This window comes from Arthrobacter sp. NPDC056886 (assembly GCF_042788715.1).
Taxonomy (GTDB): Bacteria; Actinomycetota; Actinomycetes; order Actinomycetales; family Micrococcaceae; genus Arthrobacter.
The window spans coordinates 245994-260594 of the sequence record NZ_JBHUBT010000001.1 but is presented as its reverse complement, the minus strand read 5'-3'; the positions used below and the strand labels follow the sequence as shown (position 1 = coordinate 260594).

The window sequence follows — 14601 nt, the reverse complement described above, 5'->3', positions numbered from 1 at the left end:
GCAGCGACGCCCCGGCGTCGATGTCCGCGGTCTCCAGCACGCGCCTCGCCGACGGGCGCGAACTCCTGTATTTCGACGACACCGGCCGTGCCCGGCAGCGCCCGTCCTGGGACCGCCGCGAACTTCCCGGGCGCGGACCGTCGGGGGAGATCAGGTACGACGCACTGACCGGGGACTGGGTGGCGGTCGCCGCGCACCGGCAACACCGGACGCACCTGCCGCCGGCCGACGAGTGCCCGCTGTGCCCGAGCACCGATACGCGGCCCTCGGAGATCCCGGCCGCGGATTACGACGTCGCCGTGTTTGAAAACCGCTTCCCGTCGCTGGGCCCGGATTTCGCATCCGCTCCGGCATCCCCGGGCTGGGGAACCCGCGGGATCGCCGGCGGGCGGTGCGAGGTGGTCGCCTTCACACCCGAGCACACCGGGACGTTCGCCGCGCTCAGCAGCCGGCGCGTGCGCACCGTGATCGACGCCTGGGCCCACCGGACTGAGGCACTGAGCGCCCTGCCCGGCGTGGCACAGGTGTTCTGCTTCGAGAACCGCGGCCAGGACATCGGCGTGACACTGCACCACCCGCACGGCCAGATCTACGCCTACCCCTATGTCACGCCGCGGGCCGCGGTGATGGCCGCGGCCGCCCGGCAGTTCCACGACGCGGCGGGCGGGACGGCCACCCTGACCGGGACCATTTTGGCGGGCGAACGCGCAGACGGCGCCCGGATGGTGCTCGAGGGCGAATACTTCAGCGCCTACGTGCCGTTCGCGGCCCGCTGGCCGCTGGAAATCCACCTCGTCCCGCACCGCCAGGTTCCGGACCTGGCGGCGCTGACCGGCACCGAGCGCGACGAGCTCGCCGTCCTGTATCCGGACCTCCTGGGCCGGCTGGACGCGCTCTACGGCAGCCCGACGCCGTACATCAGCGCCTGGCACCAGGCCCCGGTTGACCCGGTGCTGCGCCGGTCCGGCTACCTGCACCTGCAGCTCACCTCGCCCCGGCGTGCCGCGGACAAACTCAAATTCCTGGCCGGCTCCGAGGCCGCCATGGGCGCCTTCATCAACGACACCACGCCCGAAGAGGTCGCCGCCAGGCTCCGGGACGCCAGGACAGGAACCCCATGACCAACATCGACAGCACAGGAACGGCCCTGGCGGACGCGCTGACGGGCGCCTTCGCCGGCCACTTCGGCCGGAACCCCGACGGCGTATGGCAGGCACCGGGACGGGTCAACCTGATTGGCGAGCACACGGACTACAACGAGGGCCTCGTCCTGCCCTTCGCCATCAACCGCAGCACCACCGTGGCCGTGGCAGCCCGGGCAGACCGCACCGTGCGCCTGGCCTCCGGGTTCCCGGGCGCGGAACCGGTCGAATTCGATCTCGACACTTTCACCCCGGACCAGGCGGCGGGGTGGTCCGCTTATCCGGCGGGCGTGGCCTGGGAGCTGGAACGCACGGGCATTACGGTGCCGGGCTTTGACCTGTTCGTGTCCTCCGATGTGCCGGTCGGCGCCGGGCTGTCCTCCTCCGCGGCCCTGGAGTGCGCCGTCGCCCTTGCCCTGTCCGATCTCACGGGAGCCGGCCTGGGCCGCGCCGAATTGGCGGACATCGGGCGGCGTGCCGAAAACAACGTGGTCGGCGCCCCCACCGGCATCATGGACCAGTCCGCCTCGATGCTGGGCACCGAGGATTGCGCCGTCTACCTGGACTGCCGCGACCTCAGCTCCCGCCCGGTACCGCTTGGCCTGGCGGAAGCCGGGCTGGTGTGCCTGGTCATCGACACCAAGGTCTCGCACGCCCACGCCAGCGGCGGGTATGCCGATCGCCGGGCCTCCTGCGTCCAGGGCGCCCGCGCCATGAGTGTGGGCACGCTTCGCGACCTCGGGGCCGCCGACCTGCCCGGGGCCGAGCGCATCCTCGACGAGGAGACGTTCCGGCGGGTCCGGCACATCGTCACCGAGAATGAACGTGTCGTCCGGACCGCGGAACTGCTCGGGACCCGCGGCCCGCTCGCCATCGGGGAACTGCTGGACGCCAGTCACCGCTCCATGCGGGACGACTTCGAGATCTCCTGCCCGGAGCTGAACTTGGCCGTTGACACCGCCCGCGCCAACGGGGCGAGCGGTGCCCGGATGACGGGTGGCGGGTTCGGCGGATCGGCCATCGCCCTGGTTCCGGTGGAGGACGCCGATCGGGCCCGGTCCGCGGTCCTTGCCGGCTTCGCCTCCCGTGGGCTGCCGGCGCCGGACGTCTTCGCGGTCCTGCCGGCAGAGGGGGCGCGGCGGCTCTGATCAGGGCCGGCTAGTCAACGCCCGTAGCCGGCGCGTGAGGATGTCCGCCCGCGCAACGAAGCCACAGCCCAGGCGGACATCAGCAGCGCCACCAGCAACAGGCCGGCGTCGCCCAGGTCCACCGACCCGAGCCAACTGGTCAGCGGATCCCCAAGCCCGAACACCTCGTGAAGAGCCGCGCCCAAGGTGATGACGGCTATGAAGAGGGCGGACACCGCGGAGATGCCTGTGATGACGGCATTGAAGCCGAGTTTGCGCCGCGGATCCGCGAGGGCCGAGCGGTACATCCGCATCATGGCCACGCCGTTGACGGTATCGCACAGGGTCATGGCCGCCGTGAAAGCCAGGGGAAGCGCCAGCAGGGCGAGCGGGGAGACGCCGGCCAGGGACGCCGCTGTCGCCATGACCAGCAGGCCGATCGTGGTGGCGGTATCGAAACCCAGCCCGAAGAGGAATCCGATCACGTAGATGTTCCGGGGATGTTGAACCCGGGCCAGCGGACGCGCGAGCAGCCGGGCCACGAAGCCCCTCGCGGCAAGGTCCTCGTGGGAGATCGCGGCACCAGTGCGCGCACCGCGATAAACCTTCAGTGTTTGGAGGAAGGCGGCGCCGGTGAAGGCACCCATGACCAGCAGGAAAAGCCCCGACACCCCGCTGCCGATGAGCCCCAGCAGCATGTTCCCGGGGGTCCCCTCCGCCATGAAGTTCCCCACCAGCGAGGCTCCCGCCACCACGAGCACCCCGGCGAGGACCACCACGGAACTGTGGCCCAGGCTGAACGCGAAGCCCACGCTGACCGGATCGCGGTGCTCGGCCGCGAACTTCCGGGTGGAGTTATCGATCGCCGCGAGGTGGTCCCAGTCGTAGCTGTGTTTCACGCCCGCCAGATAGGCCGTCAGTACCAGTCCGATCCCCAGCGGCTGTCCGCCCCCCGCCGCACCGGCCACAAGCAGCACGACGGCGGCGGCGTGCAGTGCGGCCACCGCACCGAAGGTCACCAGCAGCCGAGTCCTCAGCGGCAGGTGCGCCCGCCGGCGGTACAGCCGGTGCAACACTGCCATCTGCCCGATCGCAGCCATCAGTACTTCCTCAGATCCAGCGGATCCTGGGCATACCAGCGTTTGCGCAGCAGGGCAGTGGCGGTTCCCAGAACGCGCTGCAGTTCCTCTGTGCTGTTCGAGAGCGACCTCAGCACCAGCCCGGCCGTTCCCAGTACGGCGGTAGTGAGCGAAATGCCGATATGGGCGCCGAACCCGGCCGTGACCTCGTGGAGTTCGTCGGCGAGGGCTTGGTCCACCCGCGGGTCCACCACGATCAGCGACCCCAGATGGCTGAAGCCCTCCATGAACGCCATGCCCGTAACATCGCCCAGGGACGGGCGGATGAGCACATTGTCCAGGGCCAGCAGCCCGCCCGCTCCCCCGGACTCGACCCGGATCTCGGTCCGCAACCGCAGCTCCTCGTACCGGAACGAGGCCCCGTCCGGCGACCACCCCGGCGTGACAATTTCGGCCATGATCAGGCTCGACGACGGCCGCACCGTGACATGGGTATTCTGCCGGTAGCTGGCCTCCCGGTAGGCGATCACCTGGTCCGGGGCGAGCTCCAAACGGGCCCCCTCCCCAAGCCGCAGCCTCATCCGCTGCTCGGCAAAGGACCCCGGCGTCCGGTAGATCTTGGTGGCCGACTGCGTCGCGAGCAGCAGCTTCGCCCCGTCCGCCACCTCCACGTCAATCACATAGAGGTCGGCCCCCAGATAAGCCCCGCCTGGATTCACCAGCACATAACAAACCTGCCCGCTCCCATCCAAGTAGTGCGGCCGCAAAATCCTCAAAGCCCCGCGATGGTACTGATGAGTGGCCACCGACCGTCCCCCACGATCAGCGACGAGAAGCTCAAGGTGACCCATCACGGGCCGATCAGCGGACGCGGGTGAAGGGGGCCGCGGCGTGGCGGCCCTCGCGGGGGGCCCACTGCCGCGAGGGCCCCGACTCGAGCTTGCGAGAGTTGGGAGCGGCTGGGGACGGGCACGGCCCCCTTCACCCGCGGGCGCCGGCCCAGGTGAGACAACCACGTGAGACTGAACGGCCGCCGTCGTGCTCACGACGCCAGGTCGAGCATCAGGACGTCGCGCCGCACCCAGTCGATGACGCGCTCCAGCCCTTCGTCGGTTTTGAGGTTCGTGAAGCAGAACGGCTTCTCGCCCCTGAATTCGCGGGAGTCCCGTTCCATGACGGAGAGGTCCGCGCCGACGTGCGGCGCGAGGTCGGTTTTGTTGATGATGAAGAGGTCGGCCTTGATCATGCCCTGGCCGGCCTTGCGCGGGATCTTCTCCCCCTGGGCGACGTCGATGATGTAGATGGAGAAGTCCACCAGCTCGGGGCTGAAGGTGGCGGAGAGGTTGTCGCCGCCGGATTCCACAAAGATCACCTGCAGATCGGGGTGCCGCTTCTTCAGCTCCTCGATGGCTGCCGTGTTCATAGAGGTGTCCTCGCGGATGGCGGTATGCGGGCAGCCGCCGGTTTCGACGCCGATGATCCGGTCCAATGGGAGGATCCCGTTGGCGGCGAGGATCTTGGCGTCCTCGATCGTGTAGATGTCGTTGGTGATGGCCGCCATGGAGATATCCCGGCTCATGTGGCGGGTGAGGCGCTCCACGAGCTGGGTCTTTCCGGCACCCACCGGGCCGCCGATGCCGATCTTGATGGGCTCAGACATATTCTTCTCCAGACATATTTCTCGTACAACATTTTTCGTACAGATCAGCTAGCTCATGAACATGCGGGCGCGCTGGCGTTCGTGCCGCATCTGCGAAATTTCGAGACCGGGGCTGACGGCGCCAAAGTCGTCAGGCGTGAGGTGGCCGGCCCGCTCAGCCGCGGCAGCGACGCCGTCGGCCGCCTTCCGCAGCAGCCGCTGGCCGGCGTTCTGCCCCAGCGGGATCGCCCGGACTGCGTTCTGCGTCAGCGAGGTGACCGTCGCGAACAAGTAAGCGCTCAGGGCCTCACCCTGCGGGACAGCCAGGGAACGGGCGATCACGGCGAACGCCAGCGGCTGATGCCCGGCGGCACGGCCGGACGTCACCAGTTCGCGGTATTCCGCCAGCGCAGGGGAGGGAAAAATCTCGGCCCCGATCTCCAGCAGCCGGGTCCCCATCTTGATGCTGGCCTCGCGCAGTTGCCGGGGCAGGAGCTGCGCGGTCAGCAATGCATCCAGTTCAGCAACAGGAGCACCCTCATAAAGGAACCGGATAGCCAAGGCGTCCGAGTACGTCAACTGCTGTGAAATGAACGCCGCCAGCCAAACCCCAAACGACTCCTCGTCGTGCACCAGCCCGCGCTCAATGTACGTCTCAAACCCGAGCGAGTGAGCAAACGCCCCGGTAGGCAGCGCAGAATCCGTCAGCTGCTGCAAAGCGAGCCGGTAGGACTCGGAACTAGTGGGGGTGTTCGGCATGGCGGAAGGGGACGGGCATCACGCGCTCCTGGCGGTCGTAGGGCGCTCCGACGTGTTTGAGATAGTTCTCCACGGTGTGGTCGTACTGGCAGACCATCACCTCTGCGCCGTACTCCGAGGACGCGTCGAAGAACTGGGCCTGCAGGTGCCGGTTGCCCAAGGAGTGCGCCACTACGCCCATCTCGTAGATGGAGCGAGGGGCGATCACCAGGACATCTGTGGGCAGCACGGACACGACGATCATGTTGGCCCCGGCCACGTGCAGGATGTCGCCGTCGCGCAGGTCACCGGAACCGGCGGGGAGGCGGATGCCGAGCTCCTTCCCGTGGTCGGTGGTGACGCGCTGGATGCGTTTGACCAGCTGGGCGCTGGGCAGCACCACCTTTTCCCGGTGCAGTCCGGCATACGGGTCCGGACCGGGAGGGAGGTCATAGGTGTTGCCGAGGACCTTTTCGATAATCATGCTGGTCTCCTCTGGAAGCCTAGAAAAGGAAGTAGCGCTGCGCCATTGGCAGGACGTCCGACGGTTCGCATGTGACGTCCTCGCCGTCGACCCTGACCTGATACGTCTCCGGGTCGACGTCGATATCAGGGGTGGCGCCGTTGTACTTGAGGTCCGCCTTGGTGAGGCTGCGGATGCCGGACACGGGCCGGATGACCTTCTCCAGGCCGAGCTCCGCCGGGACCCCGGCGTCGATGGCAGCCTGGGAAAGAAAGGTGATGGAGGACTGCTGCAGCGCCTTGCCGTAGGCGGCGAACATCGGCCGCATCGTGCGCGGCTGCGGGGTGGGAATGGAGGCGTTGGCGTCGCCCATGAGGGCGTAGGCGATCTGGCCGCCCTTGAGGACGAGCTCCGGCTTCACTCCGAAGAAAGCCGGGTCCCAGAGAACCAGGTCCGCAAATTTTCCGACCTCCACCGAGCCGATCGAGTCGGCCATGCCCTGCGCGATAGCCGGGTTGATGGTGTATTTCGCGACGTACCGCTTGAGCCGGAAGTTGTCGCTCTCCGCACCCAATCCGGCCGCAGCGCCGTGGCTGCCGCCATCAGGGTCCTTGAGCACGCCGCGCTGCTTCTTCATCTTGTCCGCCACCTGCCAAGTGCGGAGGATCACTTCGCCCACGCGGCCCATGGCTTGGGAATCCGAGGACGTGATCGCGAAGATGCCCAGGTCCTGCAGGACGTCCTCGGCCGCGACGGTCTCGGCGCGGATCCGGGAGTCCGCGAACGCCACATCTTCCGGGATGTCCGGGTTCAGGTGGTGGCACACCATGAGCATGTCCAAGTGCTCTTCGATGGTGTTGCGCGTGTAAGGCAGGGTGGGGTTCGTCGACGCCGGCAGGACGTTGGGCAGCCCGGCGATCTTGATGATGTCCGGTGCGTGGCCGCCGCCGGCGCCTTCGGTGTGGAAGGTGTGGATCACGCGGCCGTCGATCGCGCGGATGGTGTCCTCCACGAAGCCGCATTCGTTCAGGGTGTCGGTGTGAAGGGCCACCTGCACGTCGTATTCGTCCGCGACCTTCAGCGAGGTGTCGATCGAGGACGTGGTGGATCCCCAGTCCTCGTGGACTTTCAGTCCGATCGCGCCGGCGCGGATCTGTTCAGCGAGCGGCTCGACGGCGGAGGCGTGCCCCTTGCCGAACAGCCCGATGTTGATCGGGAGCCCTTCTGCGGCCTGCAGCATCCGGTGGATGTGCCATTTGCCGGGGGTGACGGTGGTGGCCTTGGTGCCTTCGGCGGGGCCGGTGCCGCCGCCCACCATTGTGGTCACGCCGCTGCACAGGGCAGCCGGGACCTGCTCCGGCGAGATGAAATGGATGTGGGAGTCGACGCCGCCGGCCGTCAGGATTTTCCGATCACCGGCAATGATCTCGGTGCTCGCCCCGATCACGATGTCCACGCCGTCGGTGATCTGCGGGTTGCCGGCCTTGCCGATCCGGAAGATGTGGCCATCCCGGAGCGCGACGTCGGCCTTGTAGATGCCGGTGTAGTCCAGCACCACTACGTTGGTGATCACGGTGTCCGGGATTCCGCCGCCGCAACCAATACTGCCGGAGCCGTCCCCGTCCCGGGTCAGCTGGCCGTTCTGGCCCATGCCGTCGCGGATCACCTTGCCGCCGCCGAACACCACTTCCTCGCCGTAGACGGTGAAGTCCTTCTCGATCTCAAGGAACAGATCGGTATCGGCCAGGCGGATAGCGTCGCCAGTCGTCGGGCCGTAGAGGTCCGCGTATTGCCTGCGGGACAATTCAAAACTCACTGCGCGTCCCCTTTCCGTTCGGAAACATGGAGTCCGGAAACATGGCGTTCGGAAACATGAAGTCCCGCCTCGTGGATTCCGGTCTGGCCGAGTGCCCCGTTGACGGCGTTGCTGAGGCCGTACACTTCACGGCTGCCCGCGAGTTCAATCAGCCGGACAGTCCTGCTGTCCCCCGGTTCGAACCGCGCGGCGGTCCCTGCCGGAATGTCCAGGCGCCGGCCGTAGGCAGCCTGCCGGTCGAACAGCAGCGCCGGATTCGCTTCGGCAAAGTGATAGTGCGAGCCCACCTGGACGGGGCGGTCACCGGCGTTGGTCACCGCGACGGTCACCGCCTCGCGGTCCTCGTTGATCATCAGCGGCGTGGCGCTGAGAACGTATTCTCCCGGAATCATGGAAGCCCCCTAGCGGATGGGATCGTGAACGGTGACGAGCTTGGTGCCGTCCGGGAAGGTGGCCTCGACCTGGACGTCGTGGATCATTTCCGGCACGCCCTCCATCACGTCATCGCGGTTAAGGAGGGTAGTTCCGTAACTCATGAGCTCCGCCACGGTCCGGCCGTCCCGGGCGCCCTCCATCAGTTCGTAGCTGATGACGGCGACGGCCTCGGGGAAGTTCAGCTTCAGCCCGCGGGCCTGGCGGCGGCGGGCGAGGTCCGCCGCGACCACGATCATGAGCTTTTCCTGCTCACGGGGCAAGAGGTGCATGACGGAATCCCTTCAAGAACCGGCCGGCTGGCGGACCGCAGATGCCGCGGTGTGACCAGCGTAGGCCGCGGAGATTTCCTGCAGGTTTCCGGCGTCACATTTGTCGCTTCTCGTGGCTGGCGGCGCTCCAGGCCGCACGCCGCCCCCTGATGTCCGGCGCCGGACACGACGCCCAGGAAATAACAGCCTGGCTGCTGGATTCGTACTGAGCCGCCGGTGTCTGGACGCAGACGGGCCACCGGAGCGTACTGCACCGGTGGCCCTCAACCTCCCCTCTTACCAGGTTGGCTTGTCGAACCGCTGGCCTTCCGGCTTGGAATCCATCAGCGTGAAGACCAGCAGGACGATGCCTCCGACCAGGGGAACGAGCCCGAGGAGCAGCATCCAACCGCTGTAGTTGGCGTCGTGCAGGCGCCTGGCGGAGACGGCCAGGGACGGGATGAGGACTGCCAGGAACCAGACGAAGGCCAGGATGAGCCCGACAAAATACCCTGGGCCCGGAGCGCTGCTGCCGTCAGGCAGCAAGGTTGCGCCGGCGTAGCCGGCGGTAAACATGAAGATGTTCAGGACGAGCGAGACGATGCCGGAGACGAGTGCCCACCACCAGTACTCACTCCGGCTGGCCCGGCCCGAGAACGTCGCGTACTTCCTGAAGAACCTGGCCACGGCCTCCGGCAGGGAGGCGCCGTAGAGCGGTGCCCAGAGCGGAACCGGCCCGGCTGCCGTGCCCGGGTACGCCGGCGCAGCGTAGGGATTCTGCCGGGGCTGCTCGCTTGGCCACTGCTGCTGGCCGGTGTACCGCGGGAACTGATGTGGATCTGACATATCGCTCTCTTTCAAGGGACGGCTTAGCGGGCGTCGGTTGCGCCATGTTACCGGCGATACGTCGTCCGCGGCAGGTACGGGCGGAGTGTTTCCGCAGGTCAGGGCGCGAAAAAGAGCTGGCGGTCCGCAACAACGGCCCAAACTGCTCGTGCCGGGGGGAGTGCCGTAAGGCGGCCGTCGAACGGCTACCTGGCGACGGTTGCAGAGACCGCGGAGAAAACGGAAGCCGGAATGTAGCCGCTCTTGGAGACGCTCACCTTCGCCTTCAGCGTCTTGCCGGCTTGTGCCAGTGTGGGAGTGAACGTTTTGCTGGTGGCGCCGGGGACGGCCACCCCGCCGGCGTACCACTGATACTTCACGGTGAGCCCGGGGACGTTCCAGGTACCCGCGGTTGTCGACAGGACCCGGCCGACCTTGGCGGTGCCGGTGATCGCCGGTGCCTTGAAGGAGAGGATCAGGCCCTTCGTAATGACCCCGGTTTCGGCCGAGACCACCGGCACGCTGTTCCGGTAGCTGTACTTCCCGGCAACGGTCCGGACACTGATCTTTGCACCGACGTCTTCGGTGGTCAGCTGGTACCAGTTCGAGACACCTTGCCAGCCGGGGATGTCGATCCCGTTGCGCATCCAATGCCGGAACAGCGTGACACCCGGAACGTTCCAGGCGCCCTGGCTGGCAGAAAGCCACGATCCGGTGGTCAGTGAGCCGGAGATCAACACCGGGCCTGTTGACTTGATGTATGCAATGTAGACGCGACTGGTCTGGTCCGAGGTGTAGACCTGCGTGACTGAGCCAGGTTTCGTGCCCGTGGCCGTGACGGTGAGCCGCTTGTTGAGGTCGGAGGTGACCGGGACATATGAAGTGCGGGTGGCGCCTGCGATCGGCACTCCGTTGAGGGCCCACTGATAGGTAACCGTGGCGCCCGTGGCCCAGGTGCCCAGCACGGCGCGCAGGACGTGGCCGACCGCCGGGCTGCCGGTGACACGCAGATACTGGTACTGGCTGACGAATTCCGCCTGAACGGCTATTGCCTTGAGCGTGCCGGCTCGTCCCTCTGACGCCTGAGCGGGTACGCCGGCGGATGCCAGCAATGCTGCCGAAAGTGCCGCGGCTACTCCGAGACGCGCAAAAGTGTTCTTCAATTTTCCCCCAAATGCCGTCCCCGCCGTAGCCGGCATGGCGATGAGGACAAATGTACATGCCGGAGACATTCGGTGACGGAAAACCAGCGCCGGTTTCTACGATTCTCAATTACCGTCGGGAAGTGCCTGTTGGTCGGCCCGGGGGCGTCTGTCGTAGGTGACGGCGCCCGCGCCCCTACCCGGTGATCCGCCAGCGGGCCTGGAATTCGGGGTGATCCGCGTACGGCAGGGCCAGGGTGTGCAGGGACAGCGTGGTCCATTCAATGACGTCCGGAACCCATCCGGCGTCGGCGGGTTCCTCGCTGACCAGAGTGGCCAGAACGGACTGGCGGGCAGATTCAATGATGCCGATGAGCTGGCGCTTGGCCTCGCACTCGCGGAGCAGGCGGCGTTCATACCACTCGCCGGATACGGCAAGCGTGGGGTCGCCGAGCAGTTTCAGGGCGGCAGCTTCGTCTTCTGTAATGCGTGCGGTCAAGAACTCGACGATGTCCACTAACCGAGCCTATGCGCGCCGGTGCTCACACGGCTACGGCCTGGCGTTGCCCTTTTCCCTCCGATCTGCACAAGCCGTGCTTGTTAGGGTGGATGAATGAAACGACGTCTCGCCGCCCTTGCCGCTGCCGCCTTCTTGATCGCCCTTACCGGCTGTGGCCAGGTGCAGGACGCTGCTGAAAAGGCTGTCAGCAACGGGGCATCCCAGGTTGCTACAGCGGCCGGCACTGAAGTGAAGAAGCAGGCCTGCGCCGTCGTGGAGGACGGCCTGATCAGCGTCAAGGACAAGGAACTGCTGGGCGGCCTTGTGGCCGGTGCGGAAACCGCGGGGGCACCGGCTGAGCTCACCACCCCGCTGCGCCAGATCGCTGACTCCGGCGACCAGGTTCCGACCGAATCGGTCAAGGCTCTTCAGGACGCCTGCGCCAAGTAACGCACGCCGGGAGGGCTGCGCCTTAGCGCTTCCCCTTTTTCCGGGAGCCCTTGCCGCGGCCCTTGTCCGGGTTGGGCGCGTAACGCTGCGCCACCTTGGGCTTCTTGGCGGCTCCGGTGCCGCGCCGGTCCGGCTTGGGCTCGCGTTTGGGTTTCTTCTCCTGCTGCGCCGAGGGCTGGCGGGAGCTCGCGGCCGTGCGTCCGCGGACAATCCCGATAAATTCCTCGATGACCTCGTCGGTGGCGTCGCTGGGCCAGGCCAGGGCGATCTCCGTTCCGGGCGCACCCGTGAGTTTCCGCGCCACGGTGTCCTTAACGTTGAAATGCCGGGCCACAGACATCGGCAGGATCACCAGCCCTGCGCCGGATGCCACCACCCGCAGGGCCATCTCGGGGCCGCCGAGTTCCTGCACGTCGAGGAAGGTCTCGGCAGACAGGTCCGCCAGGCCCACTTCCTCAAACAAAGAAATCTCATGCCCCTTGGGGGCGACCACCACTGGCTGTTCCTCGTAGAGCGGGATGACGCTGAGGCCCTCGCGTTCCACCGGGAGCCGGACAAAGCTCAGGTCCGCGGAACCGTCGCGGAGCACGGCAAGCTGCGCGCCGTCGTCGGACATAAAGGAGTGCAGCGGCACATCCGGCATCCGCTCCTCCCAGCGCCGGATCCATTTTCCGGGTGTCACACCGGCGACGTACGCGAAGCGCAGCTCGCGCCCAACTGCAACGGCTGGGGCGACGGCGGTTTCGTCGGGGGTCTGGGGTGCTTCTTCTGCTGCGGACACATGTTCACAGTACCGCCGGAGTGGCGCGGGGGTCCGCCCCGACGGCTGCACCGTGCTGGTTAGACGCTGTCTTGATGCTGGTCTGGTGCTGGATTGGTACTGGCCTGGTGCTGGATTGGTGCCCTGCGGGCATCCCGCCGGATACCCTTGAACTATGACCTCTGCAAACTCCCAGTCCATGAAGCCGGCCACCGTTGCCAAGAAGCTTGGCATCTACCTGCCGGCGACACCCCAGGAGTTCCAGGATTCGGTCATCACGCGCGCCGACTTCGCCGAGCTTCAGGCCAACCCGCCAGAGTGGCTCGCGGAACTGCGCCGCAACGGTCCGCACCCGCGTCCCGTGGTGGCGCAAAAGCTCAACGTCTCCATCAGCGGCCTGTCCCGCGGTGGTGTTGAGGAAGCGCTGACGACGGCGGAAATCACCGCGCTGCTCCAGGCTCCCCCGGCTTGGCTGGTCGCCGAGCGCTCCACCCACGCCGCCGTCCGCGCCGAGGCCCAGCGGGTCAAGGACGAGGCCGCCAAGAAGGACGCCAAGAAAGCCCGCGCCAAGGCCGAATAGCCGCAAGCGCTGCCTTCCGGAACAACCGCTCCATCCCCGGAGCGCTGAAGAACGCCATCGACTGGGGATCCCGGCCCTGGGGCACCAACTCTTTCGCCCGCAAGCCCACCGGGATCATCGGCGCCTCCCCCGGCGGCATCGGCACGGCCGTGATGCAGTCCTCGTTCCGCAGCGTGCTGAGCTTCCTCGATGCACCGCAGCTGAATGCGCCGGAGGCGTACATCCGCTTCGTCCCGGAGGTCTACGGCGAGAACGGCGAAGTCAAGGACGAGGCCACGGCCAAGGTGCTGCGCCACTATATGGAGGAGTATGCGTCCTTCGTGGCGCGCGTCCTGGCCGCCAACGCGCCCGGCCACATCGGCGACGAGCACCCTGACAAGGACAAACTGCGCCGCTAGGCCCGCTGAGGTGCGGTTGCCCGGCAGCTAGTCCTGGTGCAGCTGCACGAAGTTACCGCAGCCGTCGTCCATCACCACGGACGTCCCGCCGGGCCCGTCCGACGGCTCCGCCTGGAACATCACGCCCTTGGCAGCCAGCCGGACGTACTCGGCGCGCACGTCCGGCACGCCAAAGACGATCGCTGGAATTCCGGCGTCGTGCAGGCCGTTCATGTAGGCCGCGCCGATCGGGTTGTCACTGGGCTCCAGCAGCAGTCCGGCACCCCCGGCAGCGTCCGGATCCTTGACGATGAACAGGTTGTGCTCCGGCATGGCCATCAGGGTTTCGAACCCCAGCGTGCCGGTGTAGAACTCATGGGCTGAGGCTGGGTCCTTGACGTGGATACTGCACATTTTCAGTCGCATGGCCCCTAGGCTACGCCGGGAGGAACCGTGACGAAACCGCCGCGCGGCCTGCGCGGCCGGCCTTGGCTCCCGGTGTGGCGGTCTGCATCAGCCCGGCCGGCGGGGCATTGACGGCCCCGCCGCCAGGGATTCCAATGGAACTAGCGGAACAGCGCCCGCCCCGGGACCGTTCCGGGGAGGTGTGCAATGACGCTTTCACTATCCGGTGCCCTCGCGGCCTGGCAGTTTCTCGCCCTCGCCATCCTGGTTGCCGGGGCGGCGTTCGCCTCGGTCTACTTTGCCCGCAAGCACCTGGCCGTTGATGACGGTCCCTCAGAAGGCGCCGACGGCGCGTTTTGGGACGTTTTCGCCGGTCTGGCCGTCGTTGTGCCGGCCATCATCCTTGCCTCCTCCGCCTGGCCCTGGGCCGGCCTGGCCCTCGGGATGCTGGCCGCAGGGGCGGGCGTGGCGGCACTGGCAGCGGCTCCCCGGATGCTGGCCAGGCAGGATGCCCGCCGCGCCGACAGGGAGACCCAGCTCAAGAACGAGGCGGCGGCCGCACGGCACCGCCGCGCCCTCGCCCGCTGGCAGCAGTACGAACTGGATCCGGGGTTTTCGATTGACTATCCCGCGATGAGCGACGCCCGGCAGCCGGAAACGGCGGCCCTGATCCGGGCGATCAAGGCCGCCGAGCGCCTCGGCGGCAACGCGGATCGTGCCTCAGCCGACGCCGCCTACGCCCCGGCTGTGGAGCGGCTGGAAGCTGCCCTGGCTGCCGCCGAACGCGCGGCCGGCGTCAACCACGCCGCGCTGCCTGGTCCGGACCACGCGCACAGCTGATTCGCGGAATTGCTGATCCCAGCAGTTTCCGGCAAC

18 protein-coding genes and 1 pseudogene are annotated in these 14601 nt (G+C 67.3%); 6 read left to right on the top strand and 13 right to left on the bottom strand.

What is annotated here, in order from left to right:
• Positions 1 to 20: 20 nt before the first annotated feature.
• Positions 21 to 1121, top strand: a complete 1101-nt coding sequence (galT, locus tag ACFRJ8_RS01265) for a galactose-1-phosphate uridylyltransferase (RefSeq protein WP_377984677.1) — start codon at positions 21 to 23, stop codon at positions 1119 to 1121.
• Entirely contained in the window at positions 1118 to 2290 is a 1173-nt protein-coding gene (gene galK, locus ACFRJ8_RS01260; RefSeq protein WP_377984334.1) for a galactokinase, read from the top strand. The genes galT and galK overlap by 4 nt, the downstream gene beginning before the upstream one ends.
• Positions 2291 to 2304: 14 nt before the next feature.
• On the opposite strand, the gene ACFRJ8_RS01255 is transcribed toward galK, so the two are convergent.
• The 11 genes from ACFRJ8_RS01255 to ACFRJ8_RS01205 all read right to left on the bottom strand — a co-directional run bounded on the left by ACFRJ8_RS01255 (position 2305) and on the right by ACFRJ8_RS01205 (position 11171).
• Positions 2305 to 3369 (bottom strand): HoxN/HupN/NixA family nickel/cobalt transporter, encoded by a 1065-nt coding sequence (locus tag ACFRJ8_RS01255; RefSeq protein WP_377984333.1) that lies wholly within the window; start codon positions 3367 to 3369, stop codon positions 2305 to 2307.
• Complete coding sequence (locus ACFRJ8_RS01250) at positions 3369 to 4199, bottom strand: urease accessory protein UreD (protein WP_377984676.1); 831 nt, start codon at positions 4197 to 4199, stop codon at positions 3369 to 3371. The genes ACFRJ8_RS01255 and ACFRJ8_RS01250 overlap by 1 nt, the downstream gene beginning before the upstream one ends.
• Positions 4200 to 4390: 191 nt before the next feature.
• Complete coding sequence (ureG, locus tag ACFRJ8_RS01245) at positions 4391 to 5008, bottom strand: urease accessory protein UreG (RefSeq protein WP_377984332.1); 618 nt, start codon at positions 5006 to 5008, stop codon at positions 4391 to 4393.
• A gap of 48 nt (positions 5009 to 5056) precedes the next feature.
• A complete protein-coding gene (locus ACFRJ8_RS01240) occupies positions 5057 to 5746 on the bottom strand; it encodes an urease accessory protein UreF (protein WP_377984331.1) in 690 nt (229 codons plus the stop codon).
• On the bottom strand, positions 5727 to 6209 hold the full coding sequence (ureE, locus tag ACFRJ8_RS01235; protein ID WP_377984330.1) for an urease accessory protein UreE: 483 nt from the start codon (positions 6207 to 6209) through the stop codon (positions 5727 to 5729). Before ureE ends, ACFRJ8_RS01240 begins: the two co-directional genes overlap by 20 nt.
• A 19-nt stretch (positions 6210 to 6228) precedes the next feature.
• A complete protein-coding gene (gene ureC / locus ACFRJ8_RS01230) occupies positions 6229 to 8004 on the bottom strand; it encodes an urease subunit alpha (protein ID WP_377984329.1) in 1776 nt (591 codons plus the stop codon).
• Positions 8001 to 8396, bottom strand: a complete 396-nt coding sequence (locus ACFRJ8_RS01225; protein WP_377984328.1) for an urease subunit beta — start codon at positions 8394 to 8396, stop codon at positions 8001 to 8003. Before ACFRJ8_RS01225 ends, ureC begins: the two co-directional genes overlap by 4 nt.
• Positions 8397 to 8405: 9 nt before the next feature.
• Entirely contained in the window at positions 8406 to 8708 is a 303-nt protein-coding gene (locus ACFRJ8_RS01220) for an urease subunit gamma (protein WP_277524980.1), read from the bottom strand.
• A gap of 276 nt (positions 8709 to 8984) precedes the next feature.
• Positions 8985 to 9533 carry a DUF805 domain-containing protein gene (locus ACFRJ8_RS01215; protein WP_377984327.1) on the bottom strand — a complete coding sequence of 183 codons (549 nt, stop codon included), beginning with the start codon at positions 9531 to 9533 and terminating at the stop codon, positions 8985 to 8987.
• Positions 9534 to 9718: 185 nt separating this feature from the next.
• Positions 9719 to 10675 carry a hypothetical protein gene (locus ACFRJ8_RS01210; protein WP_377984326.1) on the bottom strand — a complete coding sequence of 319 codons (957 nt, stop codon included), beginning with the start codon at positions 10673 to 10675 and terminating at the stop codon, positions 9719 to 9721.
• Between the two features lie 175 nt (positions 10676 to 10850).
• Entirely contained in the window at positions 10851 to 11171 is a 321-nt protein-coding gene (locus tag ACFRJ8_RS01205; protein WP_277524979.1) for a DUF6221 family protein, read from the bottom strand.
• Positions 11172 to 11267: 96 nt separating this feature from the next.
• Between ACFRJ8_RS01205 and ACFRJ8_RS01200 the strand changes: the two genes are divergently transcribed.
• Positions 11268 to 11603, top strand: a complete 336-nt coding sequence (locus ACFRJ8_RS01200; protein WP_377984325.1) for a hypothetical protein — start codon at positions 11268 to 11270, stop codon at positions 11601 to 11603.
• 22 nt (positions 11604 to 11625) lie between these two features.
• Here the strand turns inward: ACFRJ8_RS01200 and ACFRJ8_RS01195 are convergent, their stop codons facing one another.
• Entirely contained in the window at positions 11626 to 12384 is a 759-nt protein-coding gene (locus tag ACFRJ8_RS01195) for a LysR family substrate-binding domain-containing protein (protein WP_377984324.1), read from the bottom strand.
• A gap of 154 nt (positions 12385 to 12538) precedes the next feature.
• Between ACFRJ8_RS01195 and ACFRJ8_RS01190 the strand changes: the two genes are divergently transcribed.
• Both ACFRJ8_RS01190 and ACFRJ8_RS01185 read left to right on the top strand, forming a co-directional pair.
• Positions 12539 to 12943: a DUF5997 family protein gene (locus ACFRJ8_RS01190; RefSeq protein WP_377984323.1), complete on the top strand. Its 405-nt coding sequence runs from the start codon at positions 12539 to 12541 to the stop codon at positions 12941 to 12943.
• A gap of 23 nt (positions 12944 to 12966) precedes the next feature.
• Positions 12967 to 13341, top strand: a pseudogene (locus tag ACFRJ8_RS01185) (NADPH-dependent FMN reductase); the annotation flags it as partial.
• Positions 13342 to 13368: 27 nt separating this feature from the next.
• Here ACFRJ8_RS01185 and ACFRJ8_RS01180 read toward each other — a convergent pair.
• Positions 13369 to 13746, bottom strand: coding sequence for a VOC family protein (locus ACFRJ8_RS01180; protein WP_377984322.1), 378 nt, complete (start codon positions 13744 to 13746; stop codon positions 13369 to 13371).
• Positions 13747 to 13932: 186 nt separating this feature from the next.
• Here ACFRJ8_RS01180 and ACFRJ8_RS01175 point away from each other — a divergent pair, with 186 nt between their 5' ends.
• A complete protein-coding gene (locus ACFRJ8_RS01175; RefSeq protein ID WP_377984321.1) occupies positions 13933 to 14565 on the top strand; it encodes a hypothetical protein in 633 nt (210 codons plus the stop codon).
• Positions 14566 to 14601 lie beyond the last annotated feature (36 nt).

Bases quoted from the DNA above. Each gene is read 5' to 3' on its own strand.
- galT (WP_377984677.1), top strand. From the start codon at position 21: ATGTCCGCGGTCTCCAGCACGCGCCTCGCCGACGGGCGCGAACTCCTG.
- galK (WP_377984334.1), top strand. From the start codon at position 1,118: ATGACCAACATCGACAGCACAGGAACGGCCCTGGCGGACGCGCTGACG.
- ACFRJ8_RS01255 (WP_377984333.1), bottom strand. From the start codon at position 3,369: ATGGCTGCGATCGGGCAGATGGCAGTGTTGCACCGGCTGTACCGCCGG.
- ACFRJ8_RS01250 (WP_377984676.1), bottom strand. From the start codon at position 4,199: ATGGGTCACCTTGAGCTTCTCGTCGCTGATCGTGGGGGACGGTCGGTG.
- ureG (WP_377984332.1), bottom strand. From the start codon at position 5,008: ATGTCTGAGCCCATCAAGATCGGCATCGGCGGCCCGGTGGGTGCCGGA.
- ACFRJ8_RS01240 (WP_377984331.1), bottom strand. From the start codon at position 5,746: ATGCCGAACACCCCCACTAGTTCCGAGTCCTACCGGCTCGCTTTGCAG.
- ureE (WP_377984330.1), bottom strand. From the start codon at position 6,209: ATGATTATCGAAAAGGTCCTCGGCAACACCTATGACCTCCCTCCCGGT.
- ACFRJ8_RS01225 (WP_377984328.1), bottom strand. From the start codon at position 8,396: ATGATTCCGGGAGAATACGTTCTCAGCGCCACGCCGCTGATGATCAAC.
- ACFRJ8_RS01220 (WP_277524980.1), bottom strand. From the start codon at position 8,708: ATGCACCTCTTGCCCCGTGAGCAGGAAAAGCTCATGATCGTGGTCGCG.
- ACFRJ8_RS01215 (WP_377984327.1), bottom strand. From the start codon at position 9,533: ATGTCAGATCCACATCAGTTCCCGCGGTACACCGGCCAGCAGCAGTGG.
- ACFRJ8_RS01200 (WP_377984325.1), top strand. From the start codon at position 11,268: ATGAAACGACGTCTCGCCGCCCTTGCCGCTGCCGCCTTCTTGATCGCC.
- ACFRJ8_RS01190 (WP_377984323.1), top strand. From the start codon at position 12,539: ATGACCTCTGCAAACTCCCAGTCCATGAAGCCGGCCACCGTTGCCAAG.
- ACFRJ8_RS01180 (WP_377984322.1), bottom strand. From the start codon at position 13,746: ATGCGACTGAAAATGTGCAGTATCCACGTCAAGGACCCAGCCTCAGCC.
- ACFRJ8_RS01175 (WP_377984321.1), top strand. From the start codon at position 13,933: ATGACGCTTTCACTATCCGGTGCCCTCGCGGCCTGGCAGTTTCTCGCC.